Raw genomic sequence first — 26,477 nt, forward strand, 5'->3', positions numbered from 1 at the left:
CCTCCCGTCCCGCGCCCGGCGCGACCGGCCGCGGCTCCCGGCCCGCCGCTCCCCTCCACCGCCCTCGCACGGGGTGGCGGCACGAGGCAGCGGCACGGGGTCGACACGGGGTGGTGGGATGGGGGCGTGGGTGAAGCGACCATCGAGGCCTCCGGGGCGCTCCCGGGCGACGACGCCGGCGCCGTGCGCGCGCTCGCCGACGCCGCGGGCGCCGCCGACGGGGTACCGCCGCTGTCCGAGCAGCCGCTGCTGTGGCTCGACGGCGGCGGGCCCGGCGTGCGGCACCTGGTCGCCGCGGCACCGGACGGGGCGACCGCCGGGTACGCGCAGGTCGACCTCCGGGACCCGGCGCTGGCGACGGCCGAGCTGGTCGTCCACCCGGCGCACCGGCGGCGCGGCGTCGGATCGGCGCTGCTGGACGCGGCGGTCGCGGCGGTCCGGGAGCGCGGCGGGGACGGCGTCTCCGTGTGGGCGCACGGGGACCTGCCCGCGGCCCGGGCGCTCGCCGCGGCGCGCGGGCTGCCGGTCGTGCGGGAGCTGTGGCAGATGGCCCTGGACCCGGTGGTCGTGCCGGAGCTCCCGCCGCTGCCCGACGGCGTCGCGGTGCGGGCGTTCCGGCCGGGCCGGGACGAGGACGCGTGGGTGCGGGTCAACGCCCGGGCCTTCGCGGCGCACCCCGAGCAGGGGCGGCTGACCCGGGCCGACCTCGACGACCGGGCCGCCGAGCCGTGGTTCGACCCGGCCGGGTTCCTGCTGGCCGTCCGCGGCGACGCGCTGCTCGGCTTCGGCTGGACCAAGGTCGCCGACCCCGCGGAGGGTGAGATCTACGCGCTGGGGGTCGACCCCGACGCCCGCGGGCAGGGCCTCGGGCCCGCGCTGACCGCCCGGATGCTCGCGCACCTGGCGGGGCGGGGCGTCGGCCGCGTCGTGCTGTACACCGAGGGCGACAACCACGCCGCGATCCGGGTGTACCGGGCGGCCGGCTTCGCGCGCTCGGCGGTCGACGTCGTGTACCGCGCGGGCTGACTCCCGCGCCACGACGGGGCACCGAGTCCTCCACAGGCACCCGCCGCGTGCGCGGTCCCCAGCGGGACGGCCTCCGGCCACCCGCCGGACACGTCCGGGTGCAACCATGTGGGGATGAACGACGCCTCCTCCTCCGACGGGACCCCGCGGGGCCGCACCCGACGCCCGTCCGCCGCCACGGCGGCAACCGGTCGACGCGCGTCCGCGCCCGCGGCGCGGGGCCGGTCCACCGCGTCCCGGACGCGTCCCGCCGGGGCCACGGAGGACGCGGCGTCGTCGAACGGCACGGCCTCCGACGGCGGCTCGGGCTCGGGCGCCACCACCGCCCCCGTGCCCGTGACCTCCGCGCCGACCGCCCGCACCCGGCCGCTGGCGCCCGAGCTCGCCGCGCACATCGCCGAGCACATCGCCCCCTCGCCCCGCCCCGGCACCGCGGTGCTCGACGACGCGGAGCTCCCGCCGCTGCCGACGGACCGGTTCCTCGACCGCGAGGTGTCCTGGCTCGCGTTCAACGAGCGGGTGCTGCAGCTCGCGGAGGACCCGGGCCAGCCGCTGCTGGAGCGCGTGCGGTACCTGGCGATCTTCGCGTCGAACCTGGACGAGTTCTTCATGGTCCGCGTCGCCGGCCTGAAGCGCCGCATCGCGACGGGCCTCGCCGTGACCGCCGCCTCGGGGCTGAGCCCGCGGCAGGTGCTCGAGGCGATCAGCGTGCGGGCGCACGACCTCGCCGCCCGGCACGCCCGGGTGTTCGCCGAGCAGGTGCAGCCCGAGCTCGCGCAGCAGGGCATCACCCTGGTCCGCTGGGACGAGCTCGGTGAGGCCGAGCAGGACCGGCTGCGGAAGTTCTTCCGCAAGCAGATCTTCCCGGTGCTGACCCCGCTGGCGGTCGACCCGGCGCACCCGTTCCCGTACATCTCCGGGCTGTCGCTCAACCTGGCCGTCGTCGTGGTGAACCCGGCGACCGGCAAGGAGCACTTCGCCCGGGTCAAGGTGCCGCCGCTGCTCCCCCGGTACATCGCCGTCGACGCGCGCGGCCGCCCGAGCGCCGCCGCCGCGCAGGCGCCGACCGACCGCGGCCCGATGTCGTTCGTGCCGGTCGAGGACGTCATCTCGCAGCACCTTGACCACCTGTTCCCCGGCATGGAGGTGCGGGAGCACCACACGTTCCGCGTCACCCGCAACGAGGACGTGGAGGTCGAGGAGGACGACGCCGAGAACCTGCTCCAGGCCATGGAGAAGGAGCTGCTGCGCCGCCGGTTCGGCCCGCCCGTGCGCCTGGAGATCGCGGACACGATCAGCCCGCGCATCCGCCAGCTGCTGGTGCGCGAGCTCGGGGTCGCCGAGGAGGAGGTCTACGAGCTGCCCGCGCCGCTCGACCACACGGGCCTCAACCTCATCGCGGACCTGGACCGGGCGGACCTGCAGTACCCGCGGTTCGTCCCGACCACGCACCGGTTCCTCGCCGAGGTCGAGAGCGCGACCCCGACCGACGTGTTCGCCGCGATCCGGACCCGGGACATCCTGCTGCACCACCCGTACGACTCGTTCTCGACCTCGGTGCAGACGTTCCTCGAGCAGGCCGCCGCGGACCCGAAGGTCCTCGCGATCAAGCAGACGCTGTACCGGACCTCCGGCGACTCGCCGATCGTGGACGCCCTGATCGACGCTGCCGAGGCCGGCAAGCAGGTGCTCGCCCTGGTGGAGATCAAGGCGCGGTTCGACGAGCAGGCCAACATCGAGTGGGCCCGCAAGCTCGAGCAGGCCGGCGTGCACGTCGTGTACGGCATCGTCGGGCTCAAGACGCACGCGAAGCTGTCGCTGGTGGTCCGGCAGGAGTCGGACGGCCTGCGCCGGTACTGCCACGTCGGGACCGGCAACTACAACCCGAAGACCGCGCGCCTCTACACGGACCTCGGCCTGCTGACCTCCGACCCGGACGTCGGGCAGGACCTCACGCGCCTGTTCAACCAGCTCTCCGGCTATGCGCCGAAGTCCCGGTTCCACCGGCTGCTGGTCGCGCCGCGGTCCGTCCGGGCCGGGCTGGTCGAGCGGATCGACCGCGAGGCGCAGGCCGCGCGCGAGGGCCGGCCGGCGTGGATCAAGATCAAGGTGAACTCGATGGTCGACGAGGAGACCATCGACGCGCTGTACCGCGCCTCCCAGGCCGGCGTGCCGATCGACCTGTGCGTCCGCGGCATCTGCGCGCTGCGGCCGGGCGTCCCGGGGCTGTCCGAGACGGTGCGCGTGCGCTCGATCCTCGGACGGTTCCTCGAGCACGCGCGGGTGTTCGCGTTCGCGGCGGACGCCGGGGTGACGCCGGAGGTCGCGGACACCGGGCGGGACACGGACGGCCCGCGGCTGCCGGGGCCGGAGGTGTACATCGGGTCCGCCGACCTCATGCACCGGAACCTGGACCGCCGCGTCGAGGCCCTGGTGCGGCTGGCCGACGCCGAGCAGATCGCCGAGCTCGTGGACCTGCTGGACGAGTCGATGGACGACGGCACGTCGTCGTGGCACCTGGGCCCGGACGGCGCCTGGACCCGGCACTCCGAGGGACCCGACGGCCCGCTGCGGGACCTGCAGTCGATGCTGATCTACCGGCAGCGCCGCCGGCTGGGCGCCGCCCGGTGAAGGCTGTCCCCGTCGTCGAGGCCGCGGGGGCCCTGGTCTGGCGGGTCCGGCAGGGCCGCCTGCAGGTCGTCCTCGTGCACCGCCCCCGGTACAAGGACTGGTCCTGGCCGAAGGGCAAGCTCGAGCCGGGCGAGCACGTCGTCACCGCCGCCGTCCGCGAGGTCGAGGAGGAGGCCGGGCTGGACGTCGTGCTCGGCCGCCCGCTGCCCGGCCTCGAGTACCCGCTCGCCGACGGCCGGTTCAAGCGCGTGCACTACTGGTCCGCGCAGGTCGCCGGCCGCCCCGACCGGCCCGCCGTGCACGCGCGGCCGCCCGCCCAGCACGCCTCCGCCGACGAGATCGACCGGGTGCGCTGGATGGACGCCGACGTCGCCCGCCGCCGCCTCACCCGCGAGGACGACCGGGTCCCGCTCGACGCCCTGGTGGACGCGCACGCCCGCGGGCGGCTCGACACGCGGGCGCTCGTGGTGGTCCGGCACGGCCGCGCCCGCAGCCGCGCGTCCTGGGGCAAGGGCGAGGCCACCCGGCCCCTCACCGACGCCGGGAAGCGGCAGGCCGCCGCGCTCGTGCCGGTGCTGTCCGGGTTCGGCGTCGCCGAGGTCGTCACCAGCCCGTGGGCACGCTGCCGCAGCACCGTCGCGCCGTACACCGCGGCCGCGGGCCTCGCCGCGACCGAGGACGAGCCGCTCACCGAGGCTGCGCACGAGGAGTCGCCGGAGAAGACCGCCGGCGTCGTCGCCGACCGGCTCCGGGCGGGGACCGACGTCGCCGTGTGCACGCACCGCCCGGTGCTGCCGACCGTGCTCGACGTGGTCGCCGCGCACGCCCGCCCGCGGGTCCGCGCCGCGCTGCCCGCTGCGGACCCGTACCTGCGGCCCGGTCAGGTGCTGGTGTGCCACGTCTCCGGCGCGGCCGACGACCCGCACGTGGAGGCGGTCGAGGTGCACACGCCGCTCGTCTGAACCCCGGCCCGGCGCGGCCCGCCAGGGCGGCCGGGGCGGCACCTGCCGATCATCTGCGGCCGTCCGCAACGTGCCCGCCTGCCCGCAGCCTGCCGCCCCGGCCCGGGGCCCCGCCCCGGGTCAGTTGAGGAACGGGCTCAGCAGGAAGTAGACCAGCGCCGCGACGGCCGCCGCCGCCGGGATCGTGAGGACCCACGCGACGCCGATGTTCTTCGCGACACCCCAGCGCACCGCCGACAGCCGCTTGGTCGCGCCGACGCCCATGATCGCCGAGGTGATCGTGTGCGTGGTCGACACCGGCGCGTGCAGCGCGAAGGCGTTCACGTACAGGACCACCGCGGACACCGACTCGGCGACGAAGCCGCGCGCCGGGTCGAGCTCGATGATCTTCCGGCCGAGCGTCCGCATGATGCGCCAGCCGCCGGAGTAGGTGCCCAGCGAGATCGCCGCGGCCGCCGACAGCTTGACCCACAGCGGGATCCCGCCGTCGGGGTCCGCCCAGCCGACCGTGAGCAGCGCCATGAAGATGACGCCCATGGTCTTCTGCGCGTCCTGCAGGCCGTGGCCGAGGGCCATCGCGGCGGCCGAGACGGTCTGCGCGAGCCGGAACCGGCGGGTCGTCCGCGACGGCGACGCGTTCCGCACGATCCACAGCAGGCCCACCATGACGAGGAACGCCAGGCCGAAGCCGATCAGCGGCGAGAAGATCATCGGCAGGACGACCTTGTCGACGATCGCCGAGCCGTAGATCACGAGCCCGCCCGCGAGGCCGGCGCCCACCAGGCCGCCGATCAGCGCGTGCGTGGAGGACGACGGCAGGCCGAACCACCACGTGATGAGGTTCCACACGATCGCGCCGACCAGGGCGCACAGCACGACCACGAGGGCCTGGTGCGACGAGGCGTCGCTGAGGTCGACGATCGAGGTCGCGATGGTCTCCGCGACCTCGGTGCCGAGCAGCGCGCCCGCGAAGTTCATGACCGCGGCCATGAGCAGCGCGACGCGGGGCGTCAGGGCGCGCGTGGACACGGACGTCGCGATGGCGTTCGCGGCGTCGTGGAAGCCGTTGGTGTAGTCGAAGCCGAGCGCCAGGGCGACCACGACCACGACGAGCGCGAGTTCCACCGGGGCTCAGGACTCCTTGAGCGCGATGGTCTCGACCATGTTCGCGACCTTCTCGAACGCGTCCGCCGCGTCCTCGAGCTTCTCCACGACCTCCTTGAGCTTCATCAGGAGGATCGGGTCGGTGATCTCGTCGAACATCTGCGCGAGCAGCTTGCGGTGCGACTTGTCCGCCTGGTTCTCGAGGCGGTTGACCTCGACCCAGTACTCGGACAGCGAGTCCATCGACCGCAGCCGCGGCATGGCGTCGGCGGTGAGCTCGGCCGCGCGCTGCAGCACCTGCACCTGGTCGGACACCCGCGCCGGCAGGGCCTCCAGCTTGTACAGGACGATGAGGTCGGCCGCCTCCTCCATGAAGTCCATGCAGTCGTCGAGCGCCGAGGCCAGGCCGTAGATGTCGTCCCGGTCGAACGGGGTGACGAACGTCTGGTTCAGCCGCCGCATGATCGAGTGCGTCGCCTCGTCGGCGAGGTGCTCGGCCTCGGCCAGCTGCTTGGCGAGCGCCTTGCGGGCGGGACGGTCGGCCCCCAGCAGCTCGGCCAGCAGGTTCGCGCCGGTCACGAGGTGCGCCGCGGAGGCGGCGAGGAGATCGAAGAACGAGGTGTCGCGCGGGGTGAGGCGCAGGCGCACGGGAGGCTCCGGGGAAGAGGGCTCTTGTCAGGCACAGGCTAGGGCAGCCGCCGGGTGAACTGACAACCCCGAAGGTGAACGCAGGGTGAACGCACAGCGTTCCCGGGGTGTCGCGCTCGTCACGTTCGGCGGCGGACCGGGACGGAGGTCTCACGTCGGCGGGAGCCGCACCGGGGGTCTGAGGACGCCGGACCGGGAAGCGCCTCTCGGCGCGTGGCCGCTCGGAGCGGCTGGAATTGGAGCCCGGGGCTACCGCGGCCCGGCGTCGCGTTCGAGTCTACGCGCCGGCTCCCGCCGCGTCGCGGGCGGGCGGGGTGAGGAATCCCACGGCACACCGGCCACCCCGGCGGCGTTCACTCCAGTGCGCCCGCACGCCACAGCCCGGCGGCGTGCTCCAGCTCCTCGGCGGTGCGGACCAGCGACCCCGCGCTGCGGGTCAGCCGCGCGGACGAGTCGTCCGCGGCCAGGTCCAGGTGGTCGGCGTCGAACGCGGCGCCCGTGCCGAGCACCCGGCAGAACGCCGCCCCCCGCTCCAGCGCCACGTCGAGGTCGCCCGTCCACAGGCCGGACAGCACCGCGTCGAGCACCTGCCGCACCTCGTCCGGTCCGGGCGGGCTGGCGACGCCGGCGACCACGTGGTGCACCGGGGCGGTGTGCAGGCCCTGCCGGTACCGGTCCGCCACGGTCTCCGGGTCGCGCCGGACCCACTCGCGCAGCACGTACAGCCGCCACAGGGTCCCCGGCAGCGTCGTCGCCGGGCAGTCCGCCCACAGCGCCGCCACCACGTCGAGGCCCTCGGTCTCCACAAGCCGGACCAGCCGCTCGACCAGCGCCGGGTCGTCGCCGCCCGACCGGCCGCGGTGCACGATCGCCGCCGCCGTGGTGTGCGCGACCTCCGAGCGCAGCGCCGGGTCGAGGTCGCCGGGGAGCTCGTCGGCCTCGCGCGGGTCGAGCATCGCGGGCCGGCGGAAGCGGGGGCGGGAGGAGTCGGACGTCACCCCCCCGATTGTCCGCCCTCCGGCCGCGACCCCGCAGGACGGCCACCACCGCGCCCCGCTTCCGGGTGCGAGATGTGCGGGTCGGGTGAAAGGTGGGATGGCCCTCGGGCGGCGATCCGCCGGGGCGCGTCACCGCAGGCAGAGCGGAGCGAGGAGAGGCGTCATGGCGCAGGCACACGGGGGGACGACGGGGCGGCACCCGTCGCACAACAAGGCGATCGGCCTGGCGGTCGCCGCGGCGGTCGGCGGCTTCCTGTTCGGGTTCGACTCGTCCGTCATCAACGGCGCGGTCGACGCGATCCAGGGGCAGTTCGACCTCGGGGCGACCCTGACCGGGTTCGCCGTCGCGGTGGCCCTGCTGGGCTGCGCGTTCGGCGCGTGGATCGGCGGCAAGCTCGCCGACCGGTGGGGCCGCACGAAGGTCATGGTGCTCGGCGCCGTGCTGTTCTTCGTGTCGTCGATCCTGTCGGCGATCGCCTTCAGCGTCTGGGACCTGATCATCTGGCGGATCATGGCCGGCATCGGCATCGGCATCGCGTCGGTGATCGCTCCGGCGTACATCGCGGAGATCGCCCCCGCGGCGCTGCGCGGCCGGCTCGGGTCGCTGCAGCAGCTCGCGATCACCATCGGCATCTTCGCCGCCCTGCTGTCGGACCAGCTGCTGCAGGAGGCCGCGGGCGGCGCGTCCGAGGAGCTGTGGCTGGGCTGGGAGGCCTGGCGCTGGATGTTCCTGGTGGCGGTGCTCCCGGCGGCCGTCTACGGCATCCTCGCGCTGCGGATCCCCGAATCCCCCCGCTACCTGGTCGCTCAGGGCCGGCGCGACGAGGCGGTCGCCGTCCTGGAGTCCGTGCTCGGTCCCGACGAGGACGCCCGCGAGCGCGTCGCGCAGATCGAGAAGACCATCGAGAAGGACAAGGCCCTCGAGGCGCAGGCGACGCTCCGCGGCCCCCGGTTCGGCCTCCTGCCCGTGGTCTGGGTCGGCATCCTGCTGTCGGTCTTCCAGCAGTTCGTCGGCATCAACGTGATCTTCTACTACTCGACGACGCTCTGGCAGGCCGTCGGGTTCGACGAGAGCCAGTCGTTCCTGGTCTCCACCATCACGTCGGTGACGAACGTGGCGGTGACGTTCATCGCGATCGCGCTCATCGACAAGGTGGGGCGGCGCCCGATCCTGCTGACCGGGTCCGTCGGCATGACGCTGTCGCTGGCCATCATGGCGATCGCGTTCACGCAGGCCTCCGGCTCGGGCGAGGACGTCTCGCTCCCGTCGCCGTGGGGGCCGGTGGCCCTGGTGGCTGCGAACGCGTTCGTCGTGTTCTTCGGGGCGTCCTGGGGCCCGCTGGTCTGGGTGCTGCTCGGCGAGATGTTCCCGAACCGGATCCGGGCCGCCGCGCTGGGCGTGGCCGCGGCCGCGCAGTGGATCGCGAACTTCCTCATCACCGTGACGTTCCCGCCGCTGCTGGACACCTTCGGCGCGACCGGGCCGTACCTGATGTACGCCGTGTTCGCGGCGCTGTCGTTCTTCTTCGTGCTGACCAAGGTGCCCGAGACCAAGGGCGTCCAGCTCGAGGACATGGAGGACCTGCCGCCCGCCCGCCGGCGCGAGGCGGGGCGCGCCTGACGACCCCGGTTTGCTGCGGCACGAGCCCCTCGCGGAAACTTCGCGGGGGGCTCGGCCGTTGGGGACACCGGAGTCATCGCTCGAAGGGACGCACCGTGGGAACGCCGCACCAGCACGCAACCGGCACGCACCGGGCGGGGGTGGCCCGATGACCGCCCTCGCCGCGCACGACGTCTGGGCCGGCTACGGCGGCGCGCCGGTGCTCGCGGGCGCGAGCCTGTCGGTGGAGCCCGGGCAGACCGTCGGCCTGATCGGCCGCTCCGGCGCCGGCAAGTCCACCCTCGTGCAGGTGCTGCTCGGCCGGCACAAGGCCACGCAGGGCCGCGCGACCTGGGGCGGCCGCCCCGTGGCGAAGCTGTCCCGCAAGGAGGCCAAGGCCTTCCGGTCCGTCGTCCGGGCCGTGCACCAGGACGGCATCGTCGGCGTCGACTCCCGCACGTCGGTGCAGAAGGTGCTCGCCGCGACCCTGAACGACGCGCGCAAGGCCGGCCGTGCCACCGGGCAGGAGCCCGCGGACGTGCTCGCCCGGGTCGGCCTGGCCCCGCGCTACCTCGACCGCACGCTGCACTCGCTGTCCGGGGGCGAGAAGCAGCGCCTCGCGCTCGCCGACGCCCTGGCCACGCGGCCCGAGGTGCTCGTGCTGGACGAGCCGGCCACCGCGCTGGACCCCGCGCTGCGCGAGCAGGTCGCGGACGAGCTCGTCGCGATCGCCGGCACCGGCGTCGGGCTGCTCGTCGTGTCGCACGACCTGCGCCTCGTGGACCGCCTGGCCGGGACCGTGCACGTGCTCGCCGAGGGCCGGGTCGTCGAGTCCGGGACCGTCCGGACGCTGCTGTCCGACCCGCAGCACGAGGAGACCCGCGAGCTGGCGGAGGCGTTCCCGGAGGCGGTCGGCGCGTTCCGCTGACGGCGGCCGGCGCTCACCGCGAGGCGAGCGTCAGCACCTCCTCCAGCCGGGCCGGCACCGACCGGGCCTCGCCGCGCACCCCCGCGGCGGCGAGCGCCCGGCCGACGTCGGCGGCCCCGGCCCCGGCAACCCGCACGGCCCGCCCGGCCACCGTCACCGGCAGCCCCGCCGCGCTGAGCGCCCCGAACGCCGCCTGCCAGTCCGGCGTCGTCACCTCGACCGCCGTCGTCCCGTCCAGCACGTCTGCGAGCGTGCCCGCGGCCACGCGGCGACCGCGGGACATCAGCACGAGGGCGTCGCACTGCTCCGCCTCCTGCATGTAGTGCGTGGTCACCAGCACCGCGACGCCGGCCTCGGCCTGCTCGTGCACCGTGTCCCACAGCACCGCGCGGGCCAGCGGGTCGACGCCCGACGTCGGCTCGTCCAGGACCAGGAGCTCCGGGCCGTGCGACAGCGCGGCGGCGAACGCGAGCCGCCGCTGCAGGCCCAGGCTGAGCGAGCCCACCAGCCGGTCGCGCTGCGCCGCGAGGTCGGCCGGCGGCTCCGGGACGACGTCCAGGCCGTACGCCGCCGCGACGAACGCCAGGTTCTCCGCGACGGTGAGGTCCGCGGCCAGGCCGAGGCCCTGCGGGACGTAGCCGATCCGCCGCCGGGTGTCGCGGGACGGCTCGCCACCGAGCACCCGGACCGTGCCCGTCGTCGGGGCGAGCAGGCCGAGGACCGTGCGGATGAGCGTGGTCTTGCCCGCACCGTTCGCGCCGAGCAGACCGAGCACCTGGCCGGGGCGGACGGTGAGGGAGACGTCGTCGACCGCGCGGAACGCGCCGAAGGCGGTGACGACGTGCGCGGCGTCGACGGCCGGGGCGGCCGGGGCCGCGGTCGCGGCGCGGTGCCGGGCCGGGGCGGGGACGGCAGGCTCCGGCTGCGTGACCGCGGTGCCGGCACCCCCGCGCCGCTCCACGGTCAGCGCGATCACGGCGTCCTCGAGGTCCGCGGGCGGCGCCCCCTCCCCCGGGGGCACGAGCGCGTGCACCGCACCCCCGCGCCGCCACTGCGCGAGCGCGGGCGCACCCGCACCCGCGGCGACGACGGCGTGCTCGCGCGGGCCCCCCGTCGTCGTGCCGACCGCGCTCTCGGCGGGGATTGCACCGCCGCCACCGCCCGCGCCCACCCGGCGGACCGCGATCGAGCCCCGGACCTGCGGCGCCGCGGCGGCGGGGTCGCCGCGGTAGACCGCGACGCCGCGGTCCAGGACGAGGACCGTCGCGGCCCGCTCCGCCTCGTCCAGGTACGTCGTCGTCACGAGCACCGCCGAGCCGCCGGCCGCGGCGGCGGAGAGCAGGCGCCAGAGGTCCACGCGGCTCACCGGGTCGACCCCGGTGGACGGCTCGTCCAGCACGACGAGCTCCGGGTCCGGCAGCATCGCCAGGCAGAACCCGAGCTTCTGCCGCATGCCGCCGGACAGCTCGCGGCCCAGCCGGTGCGGCACGTCCGCCAGCCCGGCGGCGGCGAGCAGCCGGTCCGCGCGGTCGCGGGCGGTCGCGGGGTCGAGCCGGTAGGCGCCGGCGACGAGGTCGACGTTCTCGGCGACGCTCAGGTCGCCCCACACCCCGGAGGTCGCGGGCAGGAACCCGGTGCGCCGCGGGTCGGCCCGCCGCACCTCGCCGGCGTCCGGCAGCTCCCGCCCGACGAGCAGACGCGCGAGCGTCGTCTTGCCGGCGCCGTCACCGCCGACGACGGCGGTGATCTCGCCGGCGGGCACCGGCAGCGTGACGTCGTCGAGCACCGCGTGCCCGCCGCGCCGGACCGTCACGCCCGTCACCCCCGCGACGCCCGCGGGCGCGGCCACGGCGGTCACCGCCCGGCCCCGACGGGCTCGGCGGAGGCGGAGGCCGCGCCCGCACCGCGCGGCCGGCGCGGCGTGATCGACGCCCGGAACCGCCACACCGCCGCGCCGAACACCAGCGCCGCCATCGCGGTGAGCACCACGATCGGCAGCCACAGGGAGTCGATCCCGGCGCCGCGGAGCATGAGGCCCTGGGACACCTGCGTGAAGTAGGTCAGCGGCAGGCAGTACCCGATCCACCGGACGCCGAGCGGCATCGCGTCGAGCGGGAAGATGATCCCGGAGAGCAGGATCTGCGGCAGCAGCACGAGGATCGCCGCCTGGATCGCCTGGCCGGCGTTCTGCGACACCGTCGAGATGAACACGCCGATCCCGAGGACGACGAACAGGAAGATCGCCCCGGCCAGCACGAACAGCGCGACGTTCCCGGTGAACGGCACCCCGAAGATCACCATGCCCAGCACGGTCACGACGGCCATGTCGAGGGCGGCGAGCAGGAAGTACGGCGCGATCTTCCCGACGATGACGTCGACCGGCCGCAGGGGCATCACCGCGAGCTGCTCCAGCGTCCCGGCCGCGCGCTCTTTCACCAGCCCGATGCTCGTGATGATCGTCCCGATGAACGTGAGGATCAGACCGATCAGCGCGGGCACCATCACCCAGGACGTCTCGAGGTCGGGGTTGAACAGGATCTCGGGGTCGACCGCGTCGCCGAGCCGCGCGACGACCACGTTGGCGGCCTGCGCAGCGAACAGGTTGGTGCCGTCGATCAGCACCTCCGGCGTCCCGGAGTCCCCCGTCACGACGGCGATGTCGTAGCGGTTGGCGGCGAGGGCGTCGACCGCGTCGGCCCGGTCCTCGCCGGGACGCACGTCCCGCACGTCGAGCGTCTCCCCCGCGGGGGACGCCGTGATCGCGTCGGCGGCCTGCTGCGCCCCCGGGCCGACGACCAGCGTGGTCAGGCTGTCGACGGTGAAGTTCGCGGCGAACCCGAAGATCGTCAGCAGCAGCAGCGGCAGGACCACGAGCATCGCGACCGTCCGGTGGTCGCGGCGGAGCTCCCGGAACTCCTTGAGGATCATCGCGCGCACGGCTCGCCTCCCGGCGTCCCGGGGCGCCCTCCGCGGCGCCCGAACGGCACCACCGTACACCCGAACCGGAACCTCCGCTTCCGGTTATTTCGGGTTAGGGTGACCGGCGTGAGGGCGGACGCGGCACGGAACCGGCAGCGGGTCCTCGATGCCGCCCGGGCCCTCTACACGACCCGGGGTCTCGACGAGCCGATGGAGCAGATCGCCCGCGCGGCCGGCGTCGGGGTCGGCACCGTGTACCGGCACTTCCCCGACCGGGCCGCGCTGGTCCGGGCCGTGATCGCGGACCGGCTCGCGCACGTCGGCCGGCTCGTCGCCGCCGCCGGCACCGCGCTCGACGGGCCGGACCCGCGCGCGGCGTGGGAGGGCTTCCTCGACGGGATCCTCGAGTCCGGGCTGCCGATGCTGCTGCCCGCGCTGGCGCCCCGCGCCCGGGACGCCGACGTGTTCACCCCCGACCTGGTGGACGAGCGGGCGCGGACGGCCGCCGCGGCCGCGGGCGTGGTCGGCGCGGCGCAGGACCGCGGGCTGATCCGCGCGGACGTCGGGGTGCCGGAGATCCTGCTCATGTTCGCCGCCGCGCTGCGCCCGCTGCCCGGCCTGCCGGACGAGCTGAACGCCGCCCTTCTGGAGCGCCGCGCCCCGCTGCTGCGGGCGGCCCTCCGCCCCGGGGGCGACCCGCTGCCGGGCCGCCCCGTCGAGGTCGCGGACCTGCTCACGACGCTCGCCCCCTGACCCACCCCGCCCGACCCGTCCGCGGCGTCGGCGTCGGCGTCGGCGTCGGCGTCGGCGAGATCGCAGCAGCTGCGGGCTTCGAGCCGCGGAACCCCGCAGCTGCTGCAACCTCGACGCGGAGCAGGGCCGGGCGGGTGGCCAGGTGGGCGGGTGGGCGGGCGGGTGGCCGGGCGGGTGGCCGGCCGGGCGGGCGGGCGGTGTCAGCGGGCCAGCCAGCCGCCGTCGACCGCGAGGACCTGGCCGTGGACGTAGGCGGCGGCGGGGGATGCCAGGAACGTCACCACGTGGCCGATGTCCTCGGGCGTGCCCCAGCGGCCCGCCGGGATGCGGACCGAGAGCTGCTCGAGCCGCACCGGGTCCGCGAGCAGCGCCGCGTTCATGTCCGTGGCCATGTACCCCGGCGCGACGGCGTTCACCCGCACCCCGCGCCCGGCCCACTCGTTGCACAGCGCCTTGGTGAGCTGCGCGACCGCGCCCTTGGACGCCGCGTACGCCGGGACGGTGAAGCCGCCCTGGAACGACAGCAGCGACGCGAGGTTGACGATGCTGCCGGCGCCCCGCTCCAGCATCGGCCGGCCGAAGGTCTGGCAGAGCTGGAACACCGCGCGCAGGTTGACCTGCAGCACGGCGTCCCAGTCGGCGAGCGGGAAGTCGGCGGCGGGGTGCCGCGCCTGCGTCCCGGCGTTGTTCACCAGGACGTCGACCGTGTGCGCCTCGAGGACCCGGCGCGCGGCCGGCTCGACGCCGTCCGGGTCGGCGAGGTCCAGCCGCTCGAACGCGACCCGGCGCCCGCGCTCCCGGGCGTACGCCACCAGGTCGTCCGGCACGCCGGCCCGCCCGAGCACGACGACGTCGGCCCCCGCGTCGAGCAGGGCCCGTGAGATGCCGAGCCCGAGGCCGCGGCCGCCGCCGGTGACGGCGGCGGTGCTGCCGGTGAGGTCGAAGGGGGAGGTCATGCGTCGGCCTTTCCGTCGAGGGGGGTGGTGAGGACCTTGAGGCAGCCGGTGCCCGCGGCGGCCGCCTCGACCGCCGCGGCGGCGTCGGTCAGCGCGAACGCGCGGGTCGGGAACCGGTCGAGCCCGAGCGCGCCGGACGCGAGCAGCTCGATCGCCCGGTCCACGTCCTCGGTGGTGTAGACGCGGACGCCCAGCAGCGTCTGCTCCTTGAAGCACACGTCCCGGAGGTCGATCGGCGCGGGCTGCTTGTGCACGCCGACGACGACGATCCGGCCGAGCACCCGCGTTGCGGTGGTGAGCTCCGGCGCGACCGCGGGGTGGCCGGCCGAGTCGAACACGACATCCGCGCCCTCCCCGCCCGTGACGTCCCGGACCGACCCCGTGAGCGTGCCGCCCTCCGGGACGACGTCCAGGCCGAGGTCCGCGGCCACCGACCGCCGCCAGGCGCTCGGCTCAGCGAGGACCACCCGGGCCGCGCCGGCGTGCCGGGCGACCAGGGCGGTGAGGATCCCGATCGGCCCCGCGCCGAGCACGCCGACCGTGTCCCCCGGCACCAGCCCGGACAGCGCGACGGCGTGCACCGCGACGGCCAGCGGCTCGGCGAGCGCGGCGGTCCGCGCGTCCACGGTGGCCGGCACCGGGTGCAGCACCTCGGGCGGCAGCGCGACGTAGTCCGCCATCGCCCCCGGGGTGTCGATGCCGTACAGCCCGAGCTCCCGGCACACGTGCGGGCTCCCCGACGCGCACGCCCGGCAGGTCCCGCAGGAGATCAGCGGCCGGGCGACGACGAGCTCCCCGACGCCGGGCCCGGACGCGCCGGCCCGCTCGACCCAGCCGGACAGCTCGTGCCCGGGGACCAGCCCGTGCCGCGCGCGGGGGTGCGCACCGTGCACGATCGCCAGGTCCGTGCCGCAGATGCCGTTGTAGGCCACGCGCACCAGCGCCCAGCCGTCGGGGACCTCCGGCAGCGGCACCTCCCGCACCTCGACCGCGTCCGGGCCGGTCCAGACCACGGCGGACATGGTGGCCGCGGCGCTCACGACGCCACCGCCAGGACCGCCGGGTTGACCACGTTCGCCGGCCGGAGCCCCGCGCACACGTCGAGCACGTTCTGCATGGTCCGGCGCTTGAGCTCGCCGTACGACTCCTCGGTGTACCAGGCGAGGTGCGGGGTGAGCACGACCTGGTCCATCGCGGTCAGCGGGTGGTCGACGGGCACCGGCTCGGCCTCGTGCACGTCGATGCCCGCGCCGGCGATCCGCCCCTCCCGCAGCGCGGCCACGAGCGCCGCGGTGTCGACCACGCCCCCGCGGCTGGTGTTCACCAGGATCGCGTCCCGCCGCATCCGGGAGAGCGCCGCGCCGTCCACGAGGTGGTGGGTGGCGTCGTCGAGCGGCACGTGCAGGCTGAGCACCTGCGACCGCTCCAGCAGCTCGTCCAGGGTCACGGCACGCACGCCGTGGTACGTCGACCCGGGGGTGGCCCGCACGTCGTGCCCGATCACCTCGTAGCCGAGGCCGGCGGCCTTGCGGGCCGTCTCCGTGCCGATCAGCCCCAGCCCGAGCACGCCGAACGTCCGGCCGCGCACCTGGTGCACCGGACGCACGGCCGGCAGCTCGAACCGCCCGGCGCGCAGGCCGCGGTCGAGTCGCGGGATCGCGCGGGCCACGGACAGCGTGAGGGCGATCGCGTGGTCCGAGACCGCCTCGGTGCCGTAGTCCGGCACGTTGCACACGGCGACGCCCCGGGCGGTCGCGGCGTCCACGTCCACGGAGTCGACCCCCACGCCGTAGCGGCCGATCGCGCGCAGCCGCGGCAGCGCGTCCAGCACCTCGGCGGTGATCTGCGCGTACTGCACGAGGATCGCGTCGGCGTCGGCGCACGCGGCGACGACCTCGTCGGCGGTGCGGCACTGCGCCACGCGGAACGTCGCCCCGGCGGCCGCGGCGGCGGCCTGCTCCTCGGCGAAGGCGTCGTGGTCGCACTCGGTCACCACGACGTGCGTGGCCCCGGCGGTGCGGTCGGTCATGAGGTTCCCTCCTGCGACCGCACCGGCGGGTGCGGTCAGGTCGTGCGGTGCCCGAGCGCGGCGGACGCGGCGCGGGCTGCGGCTCGCAGGTCGCCGTGCATGGCGACGATCTGGTCCTCGGAGTGCTCCAGGGACAGGGTGGAGATGGACATGCCGTACGTGGCCTGCCCGGTGTGGTCGAACAGGGGGACCGCGATGCAGGCGACCCCCGGGACGTTCTCCCCGCGGTCCAGCGCGTACCCGCGGTCGCGGATGTCCGCGAGCTCGTGCAGCAGGCCGGGCAGCGTCGTGATCGTGCTGTCCGTGCGGCGCGGCAGCCCGGTGCGGGCGGCGTAGCGGGCCGCCGCGTCGTCGTCGCCCTGCGCGAGGATCGCCTTGCCGATGCCGGTCGCGTGCATCGACACCGAGTCCCCGACCCGGGACGGCATCCGGTACGGCTTGTCCGAGTCGGTGCGCACCAGGTACACCACCTCGTCGCCGTTCCGGGCGCCCACGTGCACCGTGCAGTGCACGCGCGCCACCAGGTCGTCGACGTGGGGCTGCACGATCCGGGAGATGTCGATCCGGCGCAGCGCCTGCCCGGCGAGCGACAGGATCCGCGGGCCCGGCAGGTACTCCCCGCGGGCGTCCACGGTGACGAACCCGTGCTCGGCGAGCGTCGCGATGATCCGGTGCACTGTGGCCTTCGGCAGGCCCGTGGCCGCCACCACCTCGGAGAACCGCGCGTGCGTCAGCGCCGCCTCGAGCACGATCAGCGTCTTCCCGCTCGCGCTCAGCGGCGCGGCGCCGTCCGCCGCCGGGTCCTCGCTCGGCAGGAGGCTGGTCGCGCGCATGGTCGGCCCTTCGGTCGCGCGCTGGTCGCCGCCGATCAGCGCAGGTCGGTGATCGCACAGCCGTCCATGTCGTCGAAGGACTGGTTCTCGCCGGCCATCGCCCACACGAAGGTGTACGCCGCCGTCCCGACCCCGCAGTGCACCGACCAGGAGGGCGAGACCACCGCCTCCCCGTCGGCGACCAGCAGGTGCCGGGTCTGTGACGGTTCCCCGAGGATATGCACCACGCGGGCGTCCGCGGGCAACCCGACGTACAGGTAGGCCTCGGTGCGCCGGTCGTGGGTGTGCGCCGGCATCGTGTTCCACGTGGACCCGGGGTGCAGCCGCGTCACCCCCAGGACGAGCTGGCAGGACCGCACCCCGCCCTCGTGGACCACCTGGCGCAGCGTGCGGCGGTTCGACGTCAGGGCGTCGCCCAGCTCGCGCACCGTCCCGCCGTCCGGGCCGGTGAGCACCGTCGGGTGCGTCGCGTGCGCCGGGGCGGACACGAGGTAGAACCGGGCCGGATCGGCGGGATCGGCGGACGCGAACCGGACCGCGCCCGCGCCCCGGCCGACGTAGAGGACCGAGCCCTCCGTCATCGCGTACGCCTCCCCGTCCACGGTGACCGCCCCGGCGCCGCCGCCCACGTGCACGACCCCGGCCTCGCGGCGCTCCAGGAACGTCGCGGTGCGCAGCGGGTCGAACGCGGGCAGGTCGAGCGGGAGGTCCGCCGGCACGGCGCCGAGCAGCACGAGCCGGTCGTGGTGCGTGTACACCGCGCGCACCTCACCGGGCGCGAACAGCCCGGGCACGAGGTACCGGTCGCGCAAGTCCTCGGTGGACATGCCGGGCACCTGCTCCGGCGCCGTGGCCTGCCGGACCTCCATCGGGGCGGTCACCGGGGCGGTCACGCCGTCGGCCCCTGCCGGTCCTCGAACACCCAGTCCCCGCCGTCGGCGTCGTCCGGCGAGCTGAGGTCGCGGCCGCGGGTCTCCGGGGAGCGCCACGCGACGAACAGGCTCATGCCCGCGATCGCGGTCATGTACACCGCGACCGGGATCCAGGAGTCCGCGAACCAGCCGAGCAGCGCCGCGCAGATCAGCGGGGCCAGGCCGCCGCCGAACACCGACGAGAACTCCCGGGCGAGCGCGACGCCCGCGTACCGGTACCGCGTGCCGAACATCTCCGGGAACCAGGCCGTCTGCGAGCCGACGGTGCCCTGCACCGCGACGATGAACCCGAGGATCAGCGTCACGAAGATCAGCACCGTGTTCTTCGACGTGATCATGAGGAAGGCCGGCAGCGGCAGCACGGTCAGGCAGGTGAGCACGAACCGGTTGACCGGGCGGCGGCCGAACCGGTCCGTCGCGATGCCGTGCACGAAGGCCGAGATCATCGCGAAGAACGCCCCCGCGAGCAGCATCGGCGGGATCAGGGACTTCTCCACGCCCAGCACGGTGGTCAGGTACGACGCCATGAACACCTGGTACGTGTACGAGTGCGCGTTGCCGCCGATGTTGATGAGGAACACCCGCAGGAGCGGCCGGCGGCCGTGGCGGACCACGTCCCCGATCGGCGCCTTCGGCTGCGCGTGCTCGGCCTTGAGCTCGGCGAACACGGGGCTCTCGTTCAGCGTGCGGCGCAGGACCAGCGCCAGGATCGTCACGAGGATCGACGAGATGAAGATGGCGCGCCAGCCCCAGGACATCAGCGCCTCGTCGTCGAGCCGCTGCACGAGGATCCACGCGATCGCGCCGAGCGCGGAGCCGGCGGCGGCGCCCACCATGACGAGCGAGGAGTACCGGCCCCGCTTGTTCCGGGCGGCCGTCTCCGCGAGCAGCACCATGCCGCCCGCCTGCTCCGCGCCGGCGCCGAAGCCCTGCAGCAGCCGGCACAGCACGAGCAGCACCGGGGCGAGCACGCCCACCTGCGCGTACGTCGGCAGCAGGCCGATCGCGAGCGTGGCGGTGCCCATGAGGAACAGCGTCGCCACCAGCACGAACTTGCGGCCGAGCCGGTCGCCGTACCGGGAGAAGAAGATGCCGCCGAGCGGGCGGGCGATGAAGCCGACCGCGTACGTGCTGAACGACGCGATCATGCCGACCACCGGGGAGACGGTCGGGAAGAACAGCTCGCTGAACACCAGCGCGGACGCGGTGCCGTAGATGACGAAGTCGTAGTTCTCGAGGGTCGTGCCGATCAGGCCCGCCCAGGCGGCCTTGCGCAGGCCCTTCGGCGACGACGGCTCGGTGGGCGGGGGCGGGACGACGCGCGCCGGGGCGCTGCTCTCCGTGCTGGGAACCATGCTTCCTCGGATGGTCGGGGCATCGGGTGGATGCGGACGGGGGTCCGGCCGGGGGCCGCCGTCGGCGGGTCCCTTGCCGGGAGCACGACCACGCTGCCATGCTCTCCGCGGAACTGAGTTCCGCATGACGGAACTTATGCCGGACCGCGGCGGGCGTCAAGGGCGCCGCCGCGATCCGCCCGGACCGCGACGAAGGAGACGCCATGACCCGCCCGCTGCTCGCCGCCTACCCGCTCGCCCCCGCCGACCCGGCAGCCGAGCGCGCGTTCTACGAGGGGGTGGCGGACCTCGACATCGCGGGCCTGGAGGCGCCGCTGCCGCCGGACGACGGCCGGCACGCCGACCCCGCGTGGCTCGACCAGGTCGTCGCCCCCGCGCACGACCTGCTGCTGACCTGCGTGCCGACGGTGATGCACCGGCGCGCGCTCGACCCCGGCTACGGGCTGGCCTCCGCGGACGAGAGCGGCCGGCGGCGTGCGCTCGCCGACGTCCGGCGGGCCTGCGACCTCGCGCGCGCCCTGGCCGACCGCTCGGGCCGGCCGCGGGTGCTGGCGATCGAGGTGCAGTCGGCGCCCGGGCCGCTGGCGGGCTCCGGCGCGGCGCTCGCCCGGTCGCTCGCCGAGGTGCAGGAGTGGGACCGCGCCGGGGCGCGGCTGGTCGTCGAGCACTGCGACGCCCTCGTGCCCGGGCAGGCCCCGCAGAAGGGGTTCCTGCCGCTGGACGCCGAGATCGCCGCGGTCCGGCTGCTCGACGCCGGTGCGGACGGGCCGGGGATCGGGATCAACTGGGGGCGGTCCGCGATCGAGGGGCGGTCCGCGGCGACCCCCCTCGAGCACCTGCGGACCGCGGCCGACGCGGGGCTGCTCGCGACGCTCGTGCTCTCGGGGGCGGCTGCCGTCGACGGGCCGTGGGGCCCGGCGTGGACGGACGCGCACCTGCCGCCACGCGGGGACGACCCGGCGCTGGCGAACGCGGGGTCGTCGCTGCTGGGGGTCGAGCAGGTGCGGGCGGCGCTGGACGCGGCCGGCGCGGGGGTGCACCTCGGGGTGAAGGTGGCGCCGCGGCCGAGCGACGGGGACGTGGCGGACCGACTCGCCCTCGCGGCGGCCACGCTGCGCGTGCTGGCGGACGCGCGGGGCTGACCCCACCGAGCCCGCAGGCCCCCGCCGACCGCACGGCCTGCCGTCGCACCGCCCGCAGCGGCGGGGCGGGTCAGCGGCCGGGGGTCGACTGCCGGAGGACGACCTCGCCCGGCACCGGCACCAGGGACGGGTCCGCGGACGGCGGCTGGAGCACGAGCCGGGTCGCGACCGCGCCGATGTGCGCGAGCGGCAGCCGGACGGTGGTCAGCCCGGGCGTTACGTCGCGCAGCGTCTCGATGTCGTCGAAGCCGGCCACGGCCAGGTCGCCCGGCACGGAGACCCCGGCGTCCCGCGCGGCGGCGAGCGCGCCGACGGCCATGACGTCGTTCGCGGCCAGCACGACCTCGGCGTCCCCGCGGTCGGCGAGCAGCCGGCCCATCGCGGCGTACCCGCCGTCGCGGGTGAGGTCCCCGGCCACGTGCCGCGGCGGGGGGCAGCCCAGCTCGGCGAGCGCCTCGACGAACCCGGCGCGCCGGTCGGCGGCGGTGGCGTGCCGCTCGGGCCCGCCGAGCACCGCGAACCGCCGGTAGCCCCGGCCGTGCAGCGCCCGGACCAGGTCGGCGGCTCCCTCGCGGTTGCCCACGACGACGGCGTCCGTGCCGAGGGTGTCCTGGCCGATGACCGCGACGGTGCCGCCGACCGACCGGAAGGCGTCGAGCGCCGCCCGGACAGCGGCCTCGGTGGCCTCGTCGCCCTGCCGCGCGCCGGCGAGGATGACCGCCCGGGCACGCTGCCGCTCCAGCAGCCGGACGATCTCCACCTCGCGCTCCGGGTCGTGCCGGGTCGAGGCGAGCGTGACCATGAGGCCCGCCTCGTCCGCCGCCTCGGTGACGCCGGCGGCGATCGCGGCGAAGTACGGGTCGGCGACGTCGTGCACGACCAGGCCGAGCGACGTCGTCCGCCCGCGGGCCATCGCCTGCGCGATCCCGTCCGGCGAGTACCGCAGCCGGGTCGCAGCCGCCTGCACGCGCTGGCGCAGCTCGGCGCCGACGGTGCGGTTCGCGCTGCCGTTCAGCGCGCGGGACGCGGTCGCGAGCGAGACGCCGGCCTCCCGGGCCACGTCGCTGAGCGTCACCTGTCCGGCCATGCGGGACAGGGTAGGCGCATTCCCGGGCCCCGGACCGGGACCGCGTGGGTGCGAGCACCCAGCCGGGCGGGACGGCGGCCGGAGCCGGGAACGTCCACGACACCGCCCGGGCGACGGGCCTACGGTCGGGGGCATGACACCGCACCTGGACCTGATCGGCCTCGTCGCCGCCGACCTGCCCCGCACCCTCGCGTTCTACCGGGCGCTCGGCGTCGACCTCCCGCCGGAGGCCGACGCCGCCCCGCGCGTCGAGGTCACCCTGCCCGGCGGGATCCGCCTGGCCTGGGACACCGTCGAGGTGGTGCGCTCGTTCGACCCGGGCTGGCAGCCGCCGGCCGGCGGGCACCGCGTGGCGCTGGCGTTCGCGTGCGCGGACCCCGCCGAGGTCGACGCGACCTACGCGCGGATGGTGGACGCCGGGTTCGCCGGGCACCTCGCGCCGTGGGACGCGGTCTGGGGCCAGCGGTACGCGGTGCTGCACGACCCGGACGGGACCGCGGTGGACCTGTTCGCGCCGACCGCCTGAAGCCGGGGGTGGGCGGCCGGGCTCACACCGCCGCCCACCCGCGCTCCCCTGCGAGCGCGGCGACCGTCCGCCCCACCACCGACTCCGGCTGCGGCACCCCCGGGTTCTGGTTCACGAGCACGGCGACGCCGCCGCCCGCGGCGGGGTACCCGCGCAGCTGGCCCTGGAACCCGTCGCCCCAGCCCTGCGTCATGACGCAGGGCCGCTCGGCGGACCCCAGCACGAACACCCCGCGCCCGACGCCCGGCTCGCCGGCGTCGTCCAGCATCGCCGCGACCTCGTCCGGCCCGAGCAGCACGCCGCCGCCCGACCCCGACCAGCACCGCACCAGGTCCGCGAGCAGCACCCCGGCCTCCTCCGGCGTGGACCACAGGCTGGACGCCGCGAGCCCGGCGTAGTGCAGCCGCTCCCCGGGCACGCGGCTCCCGTCGGGCCGGTGCCCGGCGGCGGCCGACGCGGCGATCCGCGCGACGGCGGCGCCCCGGGGTGTCGCCGGGTCGCCCGGCTCCCCGGCCCACACGGCCGTCGACCGCAGGCCGAGCGGCTCCGCCACCTCCCGGTGCACGACGTCCGCGAACGCCTGCCCGGTCGCCGCCTCCACCGCGAGCTCGACCAGGCAGTACCCGGCGTCGGAGTAGGCGAACCCGGTCCCGGGCGCCGCGGTCACCCGGACCCGGCCGGGGTGCGCGGCGGTCCGCCCCGCGACGACGTCCGCGGTGGCGGGAGCGGGGCCGGCGCCCGGCTCGAACGCGCCGTCCGGGTCTGCGACGCCGCCGCGGTGCGCGAGCAGGTCGCGCAGCGACGGCCCGGCCGCCCCGGGTGCGGTGACCTCGACAGGCACGAGGTCGCGGACGTCCGCGTCGAGGTCCAGCACCCCGCGCTCCGCCAACCGGAGGACGACGACCGCGGCGACGGCCTTGGCCGCCGAGCACAGGTGCATCGGGGTCCCCGCGGTGAGCGGCCGCCCGGTGGTGGCGTCGGCCAGCCCCTCGACGCGGACGGCGACGCCGTCGCGCGGGTCCACGACGACGGTCGCGATCCCGACGGGCGGGCGGGTGGCGGACTCGGACATGCGGCCTCCAGGCAGCGAGAAGGTGGCCCGCGCTCCTCGCCCCGGATGCGGCTGTGCCCGCGACGCTAGCGCCCACCTCCGACATCGCCCCCGGACGCGGCGAGGGCCGGGCCCGCACCGTGGGAGGTGCGGACCCGGCCCTCGCCGGGTGAGCGGACCGCGTCAGGCGGGCATGAGGCCCGTGCCGCCGTCGCCGGACGACGCGATCGGCGGCGCCGGCGGGACGTCCGTGCCGGAGCCCGGCGTCCCGGCCGTGCGCGCACCGGCGGCCACCGGCTCCTTCGGACGGGAGCTGCGCTCCTCGCCGCGGAAGACGAACTCGCCGAGGATGCCCTCGCCGTGCGCGTCCACGACGATCTGCTGACCCGCGTGCAGCTCGCCGAACAGGATCTTCTCGGACAGCGCGTCCTCGATCTCCCGCTGGATCGCGCGGCGCAGCGGCCGGGCGCCCAGGACCGGGTCGTAGCCCTTCTCCGAGAGCAGCTTCTTGGCCGCCTCGGTGAGCTCGATGCCCATGTCCTTGTCCCGCAGGCGGGCGTCGAGCTTCGCGATCATCAGGTCGACGATCGCGAAGATCTCCGGCTGCGAGAGCTGCGGGAAGACGACCACGTCGTCGACGCGGTTGAGGAACTCCGGACGGAAGTGCGTCTTGAGCTCGTCGTTGACCTTCGCCTTCATGCGCTCGTACGACGTCGACAGGTCGCCGCCGGCCTGGAAGCCGGTCTGGACGCCCTTGGCGATGTCCCGGGTGCCGAGGTTGGTGGTCATGATGATCACGGTGTTCTTGAAGTCGACCACCCGGCCCTGCGAGTCGGTCAGGCGACCGTCCTCGAGGATCTGCAGCAGCGAGTTGAAGATGTCCGCGTGCGCCTTCTCGACCTCGTCGAACAGGACGACCGAGAACGGCTTGCGGCGCACCTTCTCGGTGAGCTGACCGCCCTCGTCGTACCCGACGTACCCGGGGGGCGAGCCGAACAGCCGCGACACGGTGTGCTTCTCCGAGAACTCGGACATGTCGAGCTGGATCAGCGCGTCCTCGTCCCCGAACAGGAACTCCGCGAGCGCCTTGGCGAGCTCGGTCTTCCCGACGCCCGTGGGGCCGGCGAAGATGAACGAGCCACCGGGACGCTTCGGGTCCTTGAGGCCGGCGCGGGTGCGGCGGATCGCCTGCGAGAGCGCCTTGATCGCCGACTCCTGGCCGACGACCCGCTTGTGCAGCTCGTCCTCCATGTGGAGCAGGCGGCTCGACTCCTCCTCGGTGAGCTTGAACACCGGGATGCCGGTGGCCAGCGCCAGCACCTCGGCGATGAGCTCCTCGTCCACCTCCGCGACCGCGTCCAGGTCGCCGGACTTCCAGGCCTTCTCCTTCTCCTGGCGCTTCAGCCCGAGCTGCTTCTCCTGGTCGCGCAGGCGCGCGGCCTTCTCGAAGTCCTGCTCGTCGATGGCCGACTCCTTGTCGCGGCGCGTCTCGGCGATCTGCTCGTCGAGCTCGCGCAGCTCCGGCGGGGCCGTCATGCGGCGGATGCGCAGGCGGGCGCCGGCCTCGTCGACCAGGTCGATCGCCTTGTCCGGCAGGAACCGGTCGTTGACGTACCGGTCGGCCAGGGTGGCGGCGGCCACGAGGGCGCCGTCGGTGATCGAGACGCGGTGGTGCGCCTCGTACCGGTCGCGCAGACCCTTGAGGATCTCGATGGCGTGCTGCAGGTTCGGCTCGGAGACCTGGATGGGCTGGAACCGGCGCTCGAGGGCCGGGTCCTTCTCCACGTACTTGCGGTACTCGTCCAGGGTCGTCGCGCCGACGGTCTGCAGCTCGCCGCGGGCCAGCATCGGCTTGAGGATGCTCGCGGCGTCGATCGCGCCCTCGGCGGCACCCGCACCCACGAGGGTGTGGATCTCGTCGATGAACAGGATGATGTCGCCGCGGGTGCGGATCTCCTTGAGCACCTTCTTCAGGCGCTCCTCGAAGTCGCCGCGGTACCGGGAGCCGGCCACCAGGGCGCCGAGGTCGAGCGTGTAGAGCTGCTTGTCCTTCAGCGTCTCCGGCACGTCGCCGCGGACGATGTCCTGGGCCAGGCCCTCGACGACGGCCGTCTTGCCGACGCCGGGCTCGCCGATCAGCACCGGGTTGTTCTTGGTGCGGCGGGACAGCACCTGCATGACCCGCTCGATCTCCTTCTCGCGCCCGATGACCGGGTCGAGCTTGCCCTCGCGCGCGGCCTGCGTCAGGTTGCGGCCGAACTGGTCGAGGACGGCGGAGCCGGACGGCTGGCCCTCCTGCGGGCCGCCGGCGGCCACGGGCTCCTTGCCCTGGTAGCCGGACAGCAGCTGGATGACCTGCTGGCGGACGCGGTTCAGGTCGGCGCCGAGCTTGCCGAGCACCTGGGCCGCGACGCCCTCGCCCTCGCGGATGAGGCCGAGCAGGATGTGCTCGGTCCCGATGTAGTTGTGGCCGAGCTGCAGCGCCTCGCGCAGCGACAGCTCCAGCACCTTCTTGGCGCGCGGCGTGAACGGGATGTGCCCGCTCGGCGCCTGCTGGCCCTCGCCGATGATCTCCTGCACCTGGGCGCGCACCGCGTCGAGCGAGATGTTCAGCGACTCGAGCGCCTTGGCCGCGACACCCTCCCCCTCGTGGATGAGACCCAGGAGGATGTGCTCGGTGCCGATGTAGTTGTGGTTGAGCATCCGCGCCTCTTCCTGGGCGAGGACGACCACGCGACGGGCTCGGTCCGTGAATCTCTCGAACATGTGCACTCCTCACGAGCGACGTGCTCGCCGTGCGACCCGGCCCGTTGACCCGGGGTCGACACGCACGACGAGGCGGCGTTGTTCGATGCTAACGGCGGGGGGTGTCGCGGGCGTCCCGTGTTCGCCCCTGGCGTGACGACGGGGGGACGGCGCGGGGACGGCGCGGGGACGGCGCGGGGACGGCGCGGGGACGGCGCCGCGACCGCGCGGAGGCGCCGGCGCCCTGAATCG

22 protein-coding genes are annotated in these 26,477 nt (G+C 75.4%); 8 read left to right on the plus strand and 14 right to left on the minus strand.

Annotated features, from left to right (window positions below; genetic code table 11):
* Positions 1–126: 126 nt before the first annotated feature.
* The 3 genes from mshD to HNR08_RS06550 all read left to right on the plus strand — a co-directional run bounded on the left by mshD (position 127) and on the right by HNR08_RS06550 (position 4,619).
* Positions 127–1,026, plus strand: a complete 900-nt coding sequence (gene mshD / locus HNR08_RS06540) for a mycothiol synthase (RefSeq protein ID WP_146836643.1) — start codon at positions 127–129, stop codon at positions 1,024–1,026.
* A gap of 114 nt (positions 1,027–1,140) precedes the next feature.
* Positions 1,141–3,657: an RNA degradosome polyphosphate kinase gene (locus HNR08_RS06545; protein ID WP_246803037.1), complete on the plus strand. Its 2,517-nt coding sequence runs from the start codon at positions 1,141–1,143 to the stop codon at positions 3,655–3,657.
* Positions 3,654–4,619, plus strand: a complete 966-nt coding sequence (locus HNR08_RS06550; protein WP_146836646.1) for an NUDIX hydrolase — start codon at positions 3,654–3,656, stop codon at positions 4,617–4,619. Before HNR08_RS06545 ends, HNR08_RS06550 begins: the two co-directional genes overlap by 4 nt.
* Before the next feature lie 120 nt (positions 4,620–4,739).
* On the opposite strand, the gene HNR08_RS06555 is transcribed toward HNR08_RS06550, so the two are convergent.
* From HNR08_RS06555 to HNR08_RS06565, 3 genes are all read right to left on the minus strand, one after another.
* Complete coding sequence (locus HNR08_RS06555; RefSeq protein WP_146836649.1) at positions 4,740–5,744, minus strand: inorganic phosphate transporter; 1,005 nt, start codon at positions 5,742–5,744, stop codon at positions 4,740–4,742.
* A 6-nt stretch (positions 5,745–5,750) separates the two neighbouring features.
* Positions 5,751–6,371, minus strand: coding sequence for a DUF47 domain-containing protein (locus HNR08_RS06560; protein ID WP_146836652.1), 621 nt, complete (start codon positions 6,369–6,371; stop codon positions 5,751–5,753).
* 353 nt (positions 6,372–6,724) lie between these two features.
* Positions 6,725–7,327 (minus strand): hypothetical protein, encoded by a 603-nt coding sequence (locus HNR08_RS06565; protein WP_146836730.1) that lies wholly within the window; start codon positions 7,325–7,327, stop codon positions 6,725–6,727.
* Between the two features lie 205 nt (positions 7,328–7,532).
* On the opposite strand from HNR08_RS06565, the gene HNR08_RS06570 reads away from it, so the two are divergent.
* Together HNR08_RS06570 and HNR08_RS06575 are read left to right on the plus strand one after the other, a co-directional pair.
* Entirely contained in the window at positions 7,533–8,990 is a 1,458-nt protein-coding gene (locus HNR08_RS06570; protein ID WP_146836655.1) for a sugar porter family MFS transporter, read from the plus strand.
* A gap of 148 nt (positions 8,991–9,138) precedes the next feature.
* On the plus strand, positions 9,139–9,897 hold the full coding sequence (locus HNR08_RS06575) for an ABC transporter ATP-binding protein (RefSeq protein WP_146836658.1): 759 nt from the start codon (positions 9,139–9,141) through the stop codon (positions 9,895–9,897).
* Between the two features lie 13 nt (positions 9,898–9,910).
* On the opposite strand, the gene HNR08_RS21585 is transcribed toward HNR08_RS06575, so the two are convergent.
* Together HNR08_RS21585 and HNR08_RS06585 are read right to left on the minus strand one after the other, a co-directional pair.
* Positions 9,911–11,755 (minus strand): ATP-binding cassette domain-containing protein, encoded by a 1,845-nt coding sequence (locus tag HNR08_RS21585; protein ID WP_246803038.1) that lies wholly within the window; start codon positions 11,753–11,755, stop codon positions 9,911–9,913.
* On the minus strand, positions 11,752–12,825 hold the full coding sequence (locus HNR08_RS06585) for an ABC transporter permease (protein ID WP_146836732.1): 1,074 nt from the start codon (positions 12,823–12,825) through the stop codon (positions 11,752–11,754). The genes HNR08_RS21585 and HNR08_RS06585 overlap by 4 nt, the downstream gene beginning before the upstream one ends.
* Before the next feature lie 117 nt (positions 12,826–12,942).
* On the opposite strand from HNR08_RS06585, the gene HNR08_RS06590 reads away from it, so the two are divergent.
* Positions 12,943–13,569 carry a TetR/AcrR family transcriptional regulator gene (locus tag HNR08_RS06590; RefSeq protein ID WP_183834884.1) on the plus strand — a complete coding sequence of 209 codons (627 nt, stop codon included), beginning with the start codon at positions 12,943–12,945 and terminating at the stop codon, positions 13,567–13,569.
* Positions 13,570–13,769: 200 nt separating this feature from the next.
* On the opposite strand, the gene HNR08_RS06595 is transcribed toward HNR08_RS06590, so the two are convergent.
* From HNR08_RS06595 to HNR08_RS06620, 6 genes are read right to left on the minus strand one after another with little or no spacing between them, the layout of a single operon-like run.
* Positions 13,770–14,525, minus strand: a complete 756-nt coding sequence (locus tag HNR08_RS06595) for an SDR family oxidoreductase (RefSeq protein ID WP_146836664.1) — start codon at positions 14,523–14,525, stop codon at positions 13,770–13,772.
* A complete protein-coding gene (locus tag HNR08_RS06600; protein WP_183834886.1) occupies positions 14,522–15,565 on the minus strand; it encodes a zinc-dependent alcohol dehydrogenase in 1,044 nt (347 codons plus the stop codon). Before HNR08_RS06600 ends, HNR08_RS06595 begins: the two co-directional genes overlap by 4 nt.
* A complete protein-coding gene (locus tag HNR08_RS06605) occupies positions 15,562–16,554 on the minus strand; it encodes a C-terminal binding protein (RefSeq protein WP_146836667.1) in 993 nt (330 codons plus the stop codon). Before HNR08_RS06605 ends, HNR08_RS06600 begins: the two co-directional genes overlap by 4 nt.
* Positions 16,555–16,589: 35 nt before the next feature.
* Positions 16,590–17,387 carry an IclR family transcriptional regulator gene (locus tag HNR08_RS06610; RefSeq protein WP_146836670.1) on the minus strand — a complete coding sequence of 266 codons (798 nt, stop codon included), beginning with the start codon at positions 17,385–17,387 and terminating at the stop codon, positions 16,590–16,592.
* A gap of 35 nt (positions 17,388–17,422) precedes the next feature.
* Positions 17,423–18,280, minus strand: a complete 858-nt coding sequence (gene kduI / locus HNR08_RS06615) for a 5-dehydro-4-deoxy-D-glucuronate isomerase (RefSeq protein WP_246803039.1) — start codon at positions 18,278–18,280, stop codon at positions 17,423–17,425.
* Entirely contained in the window at positions 18,277–19,674 is a 1,398-nt protein-coding gene (locus HNR08_RS06620; protein ID WP_146836672.1) for an MFS transporter, read from the minus strand. The genes kduI and HNR08_RS06620 overlap by 4 nt, the downstream gene beginning before the upstream one ends.
* Positions 19,675–19,877: 203 nt before the next feature.
* Between HNR08_RS06620 and HNR08_RS06625 the strand changes: the two genes are divergently transcribed.
* Positions 19,878–20,816, plus strand: a complete 939-nt coding sequence (locus tag HNR08_RS06625; protein ID WP_146836675.1) for a DUF4862 family protein — start codon at positions 19,878–19,880, stop codon at positions 20,814–20,816.
* A 70-nt stretch (positions 20,817–20,886) separates the two neighbouring features.
* Here the strand turns inward: HNR08_RS06625 and HNR08_RS06630 are convergent, their stop codons facing one another.
* Positions 20,887–21,903, minus strand: coding sequence for a LacI family DNA-binding transcriptional regulator (locus HNR08_RS06630; RefSeq protein ID WP_146836678.1), 1,017 nt, complete (start codon positions 21,901–21,903; stop codon positions 20,887–20,889).
* 133 nt (positions 21,904–22,036) lie between these two features.
* On the opposite strand from HNR08_RS06630, the gene HNR08_RS06635 reads away from it, so the two are divergent.
* On the plus strand, positions 22,037–22,429 hold the full coding sequence (locus HNR08_RS06635) for a VOC family protein (RefSeq protein WP_146836681.1): 393 nt from the start codon (positions 22,037–22,039) through the stop codon (positions 22,427–22,429).
* Positions 22,430–22,451: 22 nt separating this feature from the next.
* Here the strand turns inward: HNR08_RS06635 and HNR08_RS06640 are convergent, their stop codons facing one another.
* On the minus strand, positions 22,452–23,501 hold the full coding sequence (locus HNR08_RS06640; protein ID WP_146836683.1) for a serine hydrolase domain-containing protein: 1,050 nt from the start codon (positions 23,499–23,501) through the stop codon (positions 22,452–22,454).
* A gap of 162 nt (positions 23,502–23,663) precedes the next feature.
* Positions 23,664–26,246: an ATP-dependent Clp protease ATP-binding subunit gene (locus HNR08_RS06645; RefSeq protein WP_146836686.1), complete on the minus strand. Its 2,583-nt coding sequence runs from the start codon at positions 26,244–26,246 to the stop codon at positions 23,664–23,666.
* Positions 26,247–26,477: the final 231 nt, after the last annotated feature.

This window comes from Cellulomonas hominis (assembly GCF_014201095.1).
GTDB classification, from domain to species: domain Bacteria; phylum Actinomycetota; class Actinomycetes; order Actinomycetales; family Cellulomonadaceae; genus Cellulomonas; species Cellulomonas hominis.

Excerpts from the sequence above, each read along its gene's own strand:
- HNR08_RS06545 (WP_246803037.1), top strand. The coding sequence starts at position 1,141 with ATGAACGACGCCTCCTCCTCCGACGGGACCCCGCGGGGCCGCACCCGA.
- HNR08_RS06565 (WP_146836730.1), bottom strand. The coding sequence starts at position 7,327 with ATGCTCGACCCGCGCGAGGCCGACGAGCTCCCCGGCGACCTCGACCCG.
- HNR08_RS06570 (WP_146836655.1), top strand. The coding sequence starts at position 7,533 with ATGGCGCAGGCACACGGGGGGACGACGGGGCGGCACCCGTCGCACAAC.
- HNR08_RS06575 (WP_146836658.1), top strand. The coding sequence starts at position 9,139 with ATGACCGCCCTCGCCGCGCACGACGTCTGGGCCGGCTACGGCGGCGCG.
- HNR08_RS06585 (WP_146836732.1), bottom strand. The coding sequence starts at position 12,825 with ATGATCCTCAAGGAGTTCCGGGAGCTCCGCCGCGACCACCGGACGGTC.
- HNR08_RS06595 (WP_146836664.1), bottom strand. The coding sequence starts at position 14,525 with ATGACCTCCCCCTTCGACCTCACCGGCAGCACCGCCGCCGTCACCGGC.
- HNR08_RS06605 (WP_146836667.1), bottom strand. The coding sequence starts at position 16,554 with ATGACCGACCGCACCGCCGGGGCCACGCACGTCGTGGTGACCGAGTGC.
- HNR08_RS06610 (WP_146836670.1), bottom strand. The coding sequence starts at position 17,387 with ATGCGCGCGACCAGCCTCCTGCCGAGCGAGGACCCGGCGGCGGACGGC.
- HNR08_RS06620 (WP_146836672.1), bottom strand. The coding sequence starts at position 19,674 with ATGGTTCCCAGCACGGAGAGCAGCGCCCCGGCGCGCGTCGTCCCGCCC.
- HNR08_RS06625 (WP_146836675.1), top strand. The coding sequence starts at position 19,878 with ATGACCCGCCCGCTGCTCGCCGCCTACCCGCTCGCCCCCGCCGACCCG.
- HNR08_RS06630 (WP_146836678.1), bottom strand. The coding sequence starts at position 21,903 with ATGGCCGGACAGGTGACGCTCAGCGACGTGGCCCGGGAGGCCGGCGTC.
- HNR08_RS06635 (WP_146836681.1), top strand. The coding sequence starts at position 22,037 with ATGACACCGCACCTGGACCTGATCGGCCTCGTCGCCGCCGACCTGCCC.
- HNR08_RS06640 (WP_146836683.1), bottom strand. The coding sequence starts at position 23,501 with ATGTCCGAGTCCGCCACCCGCCCGCCCGTCGGGATCGCGACCGTCGTC.
- HNR08_RS06645 (WP_146836686.1), bottom strand. The coding sequence starts at position 26,246 with ATGTTCGAGAGATTCACGGACCGAGCCCGTCGCGTGGTCGTCCTCGCC.